The sequence below is a fragment of the Actinomadura sp. KC216 genome (assembly GCF_004348535.1).
In the GTDB taxonomy this organism is placed as follows: domain Bacteria; phylum Actinomycetota; class Actinomycetes; order Streptosporangiales; family Streptosporangiaceae; genus Spirillospora.
This window is the reverse complement of the sequence record NZ_SMJX01000415.1, coordinates 1-6,273: the sequence shown is the minus strand read 5'-3', so window position 1 is coordinate 6,273 and position 6,273 is coordinate 1. Positions and strand designations below refer to the sequence as shown.

Below are 6,273 nucleotides of genomic sequence, written 5' to 3'. Positions count from 1 at the left end.
GGGTGCACATCGCGAGCGCCGGGGTCGAGCGCCTGATGTTCCCCGCCCTGATCGAGGGCGACGCCGTCGTCACCAACTCGCGCGGGATCTTCGACGAGCCGATCGCGGAGTACGTCCTCGGGCTGGTGCTCGCGTTCGCCAAGGACCTGCACACGACCGTCCGGCTGCAGGGGGAGCGGCGCTGGCGGCACCGCGAGACCGAGGGGATCACGGGCGCCCGCGCGCTGGTGGCCGGCACCGGGCCGATCGGCCGCGCGATCGGCCGCCGCCTGTCCGCCGCGGGCCTGGCGGTCTCCGGGCTCGGCCGCACCGCCCGCGTCGCCGATCCCGACCTCGGCACCGTCCACCCGATGGAGCGGCGGGACGCGGCGCTCGCCGTCGCCGACTACGTCGTGCTGGCCGCGCCGCTCACGCCCCAGACCCGCGGCATGATCGACGCCGCGGCGCTGGACCGGATGCGCCCGTCCGCGCGGCTGATCAACGTGGGGCGCGGCGCGCTGGTGGCGGAGGCCGACCTGGTCAAGGCGCTGCGGGACGGCCGCATCGCGGGCGCGGCGCTCGACGTGTTCGAGGACGAGCCGCTCCCGCAGTCGTCGCCGCTGTGGGCCATGCCCAACGTGATCGTCTCGCCGCACATGTCGGGCGACGTCGTCGGCTGGCGCGACGAGCTGGTCCGGCTGTTCGCCGACAACCTCGGCCGCCACGTGGCGGGCCGCCCGCTCCGCAACGTCGTGGACAAGCGGCTCGGCTACGTCGGTTCCTCGACCGGGTCCTGAGCAGAGGGGGCAACCATGACCGACGCGGCCGACCTGACCGCGACCGAACTGATCGAGGCGTACGAGGCCGGGACGCTCTCGCCGGTCGAGGCCGCCGAGGCCGTCCTCGCCCGGATCGAGCGGGACGACCCCGGGCTCAACGCGTTCTGCCTCGTCGACGGGGAGACCACCCTCGCCATGGCCCGCGACGCCGCCGACCGGCGGCGGCGCGGCGCCACGCTGGGCCCGCTCGACGGCGTGCCCGTCTCGATCAAGGACATCCTGCTCACCCGCGGCTGGCCGACGCTGCGCGGCTCCGCGACCGCCGACCCGTCCGGCCCCTGGGACGAGGACTCCCCGGCCGTCGCGCGCCTCCGCGAGCAGGGCGCGGTGTTCGTCGGGAAGACGACAACGCCCGAGTTCGCGTGGAAGGGCGTGACCGACAACCCGGTCGACGGCGTCACCCGCAACCCGTGGGACACCTCCCGCACGCCCGGCGGGTCGTCCGGCGGCGCCGCGGCGGCCGTCGCGGCGGGCATGGCGCCGCTCGCGCTCGGCACCGACGGCGGCGGCTCGGTCCGCATCCCCGCCGCGTTCACCGGGATCTTCACGATCAAGCCGACCTACGGCCGCATCCCGCACTACCCGGCGAGCGCGTTCGGGACGCTCGCGCACACCGGCCCGATGACCAACACGGTCGCCGACGCGGCGCTGCTGCTCGACGCGGTCTGCGGCGCCGACGGCCGCGACTGGTCGGCGCTGCCCCCGCCGGACGTCGTGTTCAGCGAGGCCGGCCCGGACGACCTCACCGGCCTGCGCGTCGCGTTCAGCCCCGACCTCGGGTTCGCGGAGGTCGATCCGGAGATCGCGGCGTCCGTCGCGGCCGCCGCCGAGGTGTTCACCGAGCTGGGCGCGAAGGTCGAGCAGGCCGATCCCGGCTTCACCGACCCGGTCGAGGAGTTCGAGGTCCTGTGGTTCGCGGGCGCGGCCAAGGTCGTCGAGAAGCTCTCGCCGGAGGCACGGGCGCGGCTCGACCCGGGGCTGCGGGAGATATGCGAGCAGGGCGCGCGGTACTCGGCCGTCGAGTACCTCACCGCCACGGCGCGCCGCATGGACCTGGGCCGCCTCATGGGCCTGTTCCACGAGCGGTACGACCTGCTGCTCACCCCGACGATGCCGATCGCCGCGTTCGAGGCGGGCGTGGAGGTCCCGCCGGGGTCGCCGGCCCGCCGCTGGACGAGCTGGACCCCGTTCACCTACCCGTTCAACATGACGCAGCAGCCCGCGGCGAGCCTGCCGTGCGGGTTCACCTCCGGCGGCCTGCCGATCGGCCTCCAGGTCGTCGGCGCGCGCCATGCCGACGCGCTGGTCATGGCCGCGTGCGCCGCCTACGAGCGGGCCCGCCCGTGGAAGCGGTTCAACCGAACGGGCTGACGGGGGGCCTCAGTCGTCCTGGGGGCGGTTCAGTTCCTTCTCGCGCCGCTTCTGCCTGCTCGACCGGCGGCGCTTCACCCCGACGCCGCCCCAGAACGCCAGGCCCTTGACGACGACCGTCGGCGATCCCGGCGCGCCGGGGCCGCTGGCCCGGTTGTCGAACCCGCCCATGATCCCGAGGCCCTTGACGTGGACGGTGATGTCGTCCGGCACGATGACCTCGCAGCCGCCCATGATCGCCAGGGCGCGGATCGTCGTCACGGGCTCGGTGAACCGCGCCTCGCGCAGGTCGATCTTGCCGCCGCCCCAGAACGCGAACGCCCGGAACCTGCGGGGCACGTTCCACACGCCCGACCGGGTGAAGCCGCTCATGATGCCGATCCCGGTCTTCCAGGACGGCGCGCTCTCCAGCGGGCGCCAGTCGGCCCCCGTCCCCGCGGGCAGCGGGGAGGGCGCGGCGGCCGTGCCGGGCGCGGGCAGGTCGCGGGTGATCGGCTCCAGCTCCGCGTAGGTCTTGGCCGCGTACACCGCGTCCAGCCGCTCGTCGAGCTCTTCCAGCGTCAGCCGCCCCTCACCGGCCGCGTCGCGCAGCACCTGCGCGACCCGCTCGCGGTCCGCGTCACCGGCGCGCATCTCCGGCGGGCCGGGGGTTCCGGCGGGTTCGGGGAGGTTCGTCATGCCGAAAGCCTAGCCCGGACGGCCGCGACGCGCCGCAGAGCGCGCCGCGCCTCATCCGGGCCGCAGGCCGGGGCCGGGGAGGAAGCGCCCGGTGCGGGCGTCGGCGGGCGGCCGATGGTCAGCCCGCCGGTTCCAGCCGGACGACGACCGACTTGGACGTCGGGGTGTTGCTGATCTCGGCGGTGCTGTCGAGCGGGACGAGCACGTTCGTCTCCGGGAAGTACGCCGCCGCGCAGCCCCGCGCCGTCGGGTAGGGCACGACGCGGAACGACGGCGCCCGCCGCTCGACGCCGTCCGCCCACTCCGAGACCAGGTCGACCATCGCGCCGTCGTCCAGGCCCAGGGCGGCCAGGTCGGACGGGTTGACGAACACGACGCGGCGCCCGGCCTTGATGCCGCGGTAGCGGTCGTCCAGGCCGTAGATCGTGGTGTTGTACTGGTCGTGGCTGCGGACGGTCTGCAGCAGCAGCCGCCCCTCCGGGACCCGCAGGACCTCCAGCTCGTTCACCGTCAGGTTGGCCTTGCCCGTCGCGGTCGGGAACCTGCGCTCGTCGCGCGGCGCATGCGGGAGCGTGAACCCGCCGCGCTCCCGGACGCGGGCGTTGTAGCGCTCGAAGCCGGGGACGACCCGCGAGACGTGGTCGCGGATGACGTCGTAGTCCCGCTCCATCGCGTCCCAGGCGATGCCCGAATCGGGCAGCACGGCGCGCGCGAGACGGCAGACGATCGACACCTCCGACAGCAGGTGCGGGGACGCCGGGGCGAGCCGCCCACGGGACGCGTGCACCATGCCCATCGAGTCCTCGACGGAGACGAACTGCGGGCCGGACCCCTGGACGTCGCGCTCGGTGCGGCCCAGCGTCGGCAGGATCAGCGCCGTCTCGCCCGCCACGGCGTGGGAGCGGTTGAGCTTGGTCGACACCTGCGCGGTCAGCCGGCAGGAGCGCAGCGCCGCCTCCGTCACGGCGGAGTCGGGGGTCGCCCGGACGAAGTTGCCGCCCATCCCGAAGAACACCTTCGCGCGGCCGTCGCGCATGGCGCGGATCGCGTCCACGGTGTCGAGGCCGTGCTCGCGCGGCGGCTCGAACCCGAACTCGGCGGCGAGCGCGTCCAGGAACTCCGGCTTCGGCTTCTCCCAGATGCCCATCGTCCGGTCGCCCTGCACGTTGGAGTGGCCGCGCACCGGGCAGACGCCCGCGCCGGGGCGGCCGATGTTGCCGCGCAGCAGCAGGAAGTTGACGATCTCGCGGATCGTCGGGACCGAGTTGCGGTGCTGGGTCAGGCCCATCGCCCAGCAGACGATGATCTTCTTCGCGCCGAGCACGTCATCGAGCGCCGCCGCGATCTCCTCCCGCGTCAGGCCGGTGGCCTCCAGCACGTCGTCCCAGTCCAGGCCAAGGACGTGCTTCTCGAACGCGTCGAACCCGTGGGTGTGCGCGTCGAGGAACCCGCGGTCGACGGCATCGGGCGCGTCCGATTCCAGGAGCATCCGGTTGAGGGCCTGGAACAGCGCCAGGTCGCCGTTCAGCCGGATCTGCAGGAACCGGTCGGCGAGGACCGTGCCCTTCCCGGCGATCCCGGACGTGCGCTGCGGGTTCTTGAACCGCATCAGCCCCGCCTCGGGCAGCGGGTTCACCGCGACGATCCGCGCGCCCTCCTTCTTGGCGCGTTCCAGCGCGGACAGCATCCGCGGATGGTTCGTGCCCGGGTTCTGCCCGACGACGAAGATCAGGTCAGCCCGGTAGAGGTCGTCCAGGAGCACCGAGCCCTTCCCGATGCCGATCGTCTCGCTCAGCGCCGACCCGGACGACTCGTGGCACATGTTGCTGCAGTCGGGGAGGTTGTTGGTGCCGAACGCCCGCACGAACAGCTGGTAGGCGAACGCGGCCTCGTTGCTCGTCCGGCCCGAGGTGTAGAAGACGGCCTCGTCCGGCGATTCGAGCGCGGTCAGCTCGGAGGCCAGCAGCCGGAACGCCTCGTCCCACGACACCGGCTCGTAGTGCTCGGATCCGGCGCGCTTCAGCATCGGCTCCGTCAGCCGCCCCTGCTGCCCGAGCCAGTGGTCGGACCGCTCCGCCAGCTCCGACACGCTGTGCCGCGCGAAGAACTCCCGGGTGATCCGCCGCGTCGTCGCCTCCTCCGCGACGGCCTTCGCCCCGTTCTCGCAGAACTCGGCGACGTGCCGGTGGTCGCCCTCGGGCCACGCGCAACCCGGGCAGTCGAACCCCTGCTTCTGGTTGACGCGCAGCAGCGTCAGCGCGGTTCGCCGCACGCCCATCTGGTCGTAGGACTGGCGCAGCGCGGCGGTGACCCCTGGCACGCCCGCCGCCCACTCCTTCGGCGGTGAAACGCCGAGACCCGCGTCGTCGAAGTCGTCAGCGGGGGCCCTGCGGCTCATCGCACCATCCTCCTGCTCGGCTGCACCACCCCCACTGTCGCACGGACACGAACGTCCTATTGGGGCGGGCCTTCCGCCAGGCGGATCGTGGCGGACGTCAGCGCGCCCTGCGGAGTCGTCCATTCCAGCTGGACGACGTCGCCGGGACGGTGCGCGAGGACCAGCGCGGTCAGCGCGCCGGAGGAGTCGACGGGCCGGCCGCCGAGGCTGACGATCGCGGCGCCGACCGGGATCCCGGCGGCGTCGGCGGGCGCGCCCGGCACGACCTCCGCGACGAGCGCGCCGGGGGAGCCGCCGTTGGAGCGGACCTTCACGCCGAGCATCGCCGTCGGCCCGATGTGCACGGTGGACGACGCCTCGCCGCGCCGGATCCGCCCCGCGACCTCCAGGGCCCGGTCGGACGGGATCGCGTACCCGCGGTGGTCCTTCCTCGGCTGGGACCCGTCCATCGTGAGCTCGGCGGACGCGGCGGTGTTGATCCCGATGACCTTCCCGGCGGTGTTCAGCAGCGGCCCGCCGGAGTCGCCCGGCCTGATCGGGGCGCTGGTCTCGATCAGCCCGCTCAGCCGCTCGGAGGTGCCGTTGGTGTCGTCGCGCGCGGTGACGGCCTGCTCCAGCGCGGTGACCTTGCCGGTGACGACGGTCGGCGCCCCGCCCTTGCCGCCCGCGTTCCCGACGGCGGTGACCGTGTCGCCGACCGCCACGCCGGCCGCGGACGCGAACACGGCGGCCTTGAGCCGGGACGCGCCGGTCAGCCGGATCACCGCGATGTCGCCCGTCCGGTCGTACCCGACGACCCGCGCGGCGTAGGTGCGGCGGTTGTCGGTGTCGGTGCCCTTGATCTCGGTGGCGCCCTGGATCACGTGGTTGTTGGTCAGGACGAGCCCGGACGGGTCGAGCACGATGCCGGTCCCGGCGGCGCGGGTGCCGTTCAGCGACTGCTCGGTCTCGATGTTGACGACGCCGGGCCGCCGCCCGCTGGGCTTGGCCTGCTTGGTCGCCGCGGTC

At 74.0% G+C, this 6,273-nt stretch carries 5 protein-coding genes; 2 read left to right on the top strand and 3 right to left on the bottom strand.

Translation table 11 applies throughout. From position 1 onward, the window contains the following. Positions 1-776: D-2-hydroxyacid dehydrogenase (locus E1264_RS38765; protein WP_132181925.1), on the top strand; the 776-nt coding region annotated here is incomplete at its 5' end. Between the two features lie 15 nt (positions 777-791). Then, positions 792-2,189 carry an amidase gene (locus E1264_RS38760; RefSeq protein WP_132181923.1) on the top strand — a complete coding sequence of 466 codons (1,398 nt, stop codon included), beginning with the start codon at positions 792-794 and terminating at the stop codon, positions 2,187-2,189. 9 nt (positions 2,190-2,198) lie between these two features. On the opposite strand, the gene E1264_RS38755 is transcribed toward E1264_RS38760, so the two are convergent. The 3 genes from E1264_RS38755 to E1264_RS38745 all read right to left on the bottom strand — a co-directional run. Next, the gene (locus E1264_RS38755) at positions 2,199-2,867 is read right to left on the bottom strand and encodes a DUF1707 domain-containing protein (protein ID WP_243711434.1); all 669 of its coding nucleotides are present in this window, start codon (positions 2,865-2,867) and stop codon (positions 2,199-2,201) included. Positions 2,868-2,985: 118 nt separating this feature from the next. Next, complete coding sequence (locus E1264_RS38750) at positions 2,986-5,265, bottom strand: FdhF/YdeP family oxidoreductase (RefSeq protein ID WP_132181921.1); 2,280 nt, start codon at positions 5,263-5,265, stop codon at positions 2,986-2,988. A 56-nt stretch (positions 5,266-5,321) separates the two neighbouring features. After that, positions 5,322-6,273 (bottom strand): trypsin-like peptidase domain-containing protein (locus E1264_RS38745; RefSeq protein ID WP_132181919.1); only part of this gene is annotated, 952 nt, incomplete at its 5' end.

Coding starts and splice junctions, on each gene's coding strand:
- E1264_RS38760 (WP_132181923.1), top strand. CDS start 792: ATGACCGACGCGGCCGACCTGACCGCGACCGAACTGATCGAGGCGTAC.
- E1264_RS38750 (WP_132181921.1), bottom strand. CDS start 5,265: ATGAGCCGCAGGGCCCCCGCTGACGACTTCGACGACGCGGGTCTCGGC.
- E1264_RS38755 (WP_243711434.1), bottom strand. CDS start 2,867: ATGACGAACCTCCCCGAACCCGCCGGAACCCCCGGCCCGCCGGAGATG.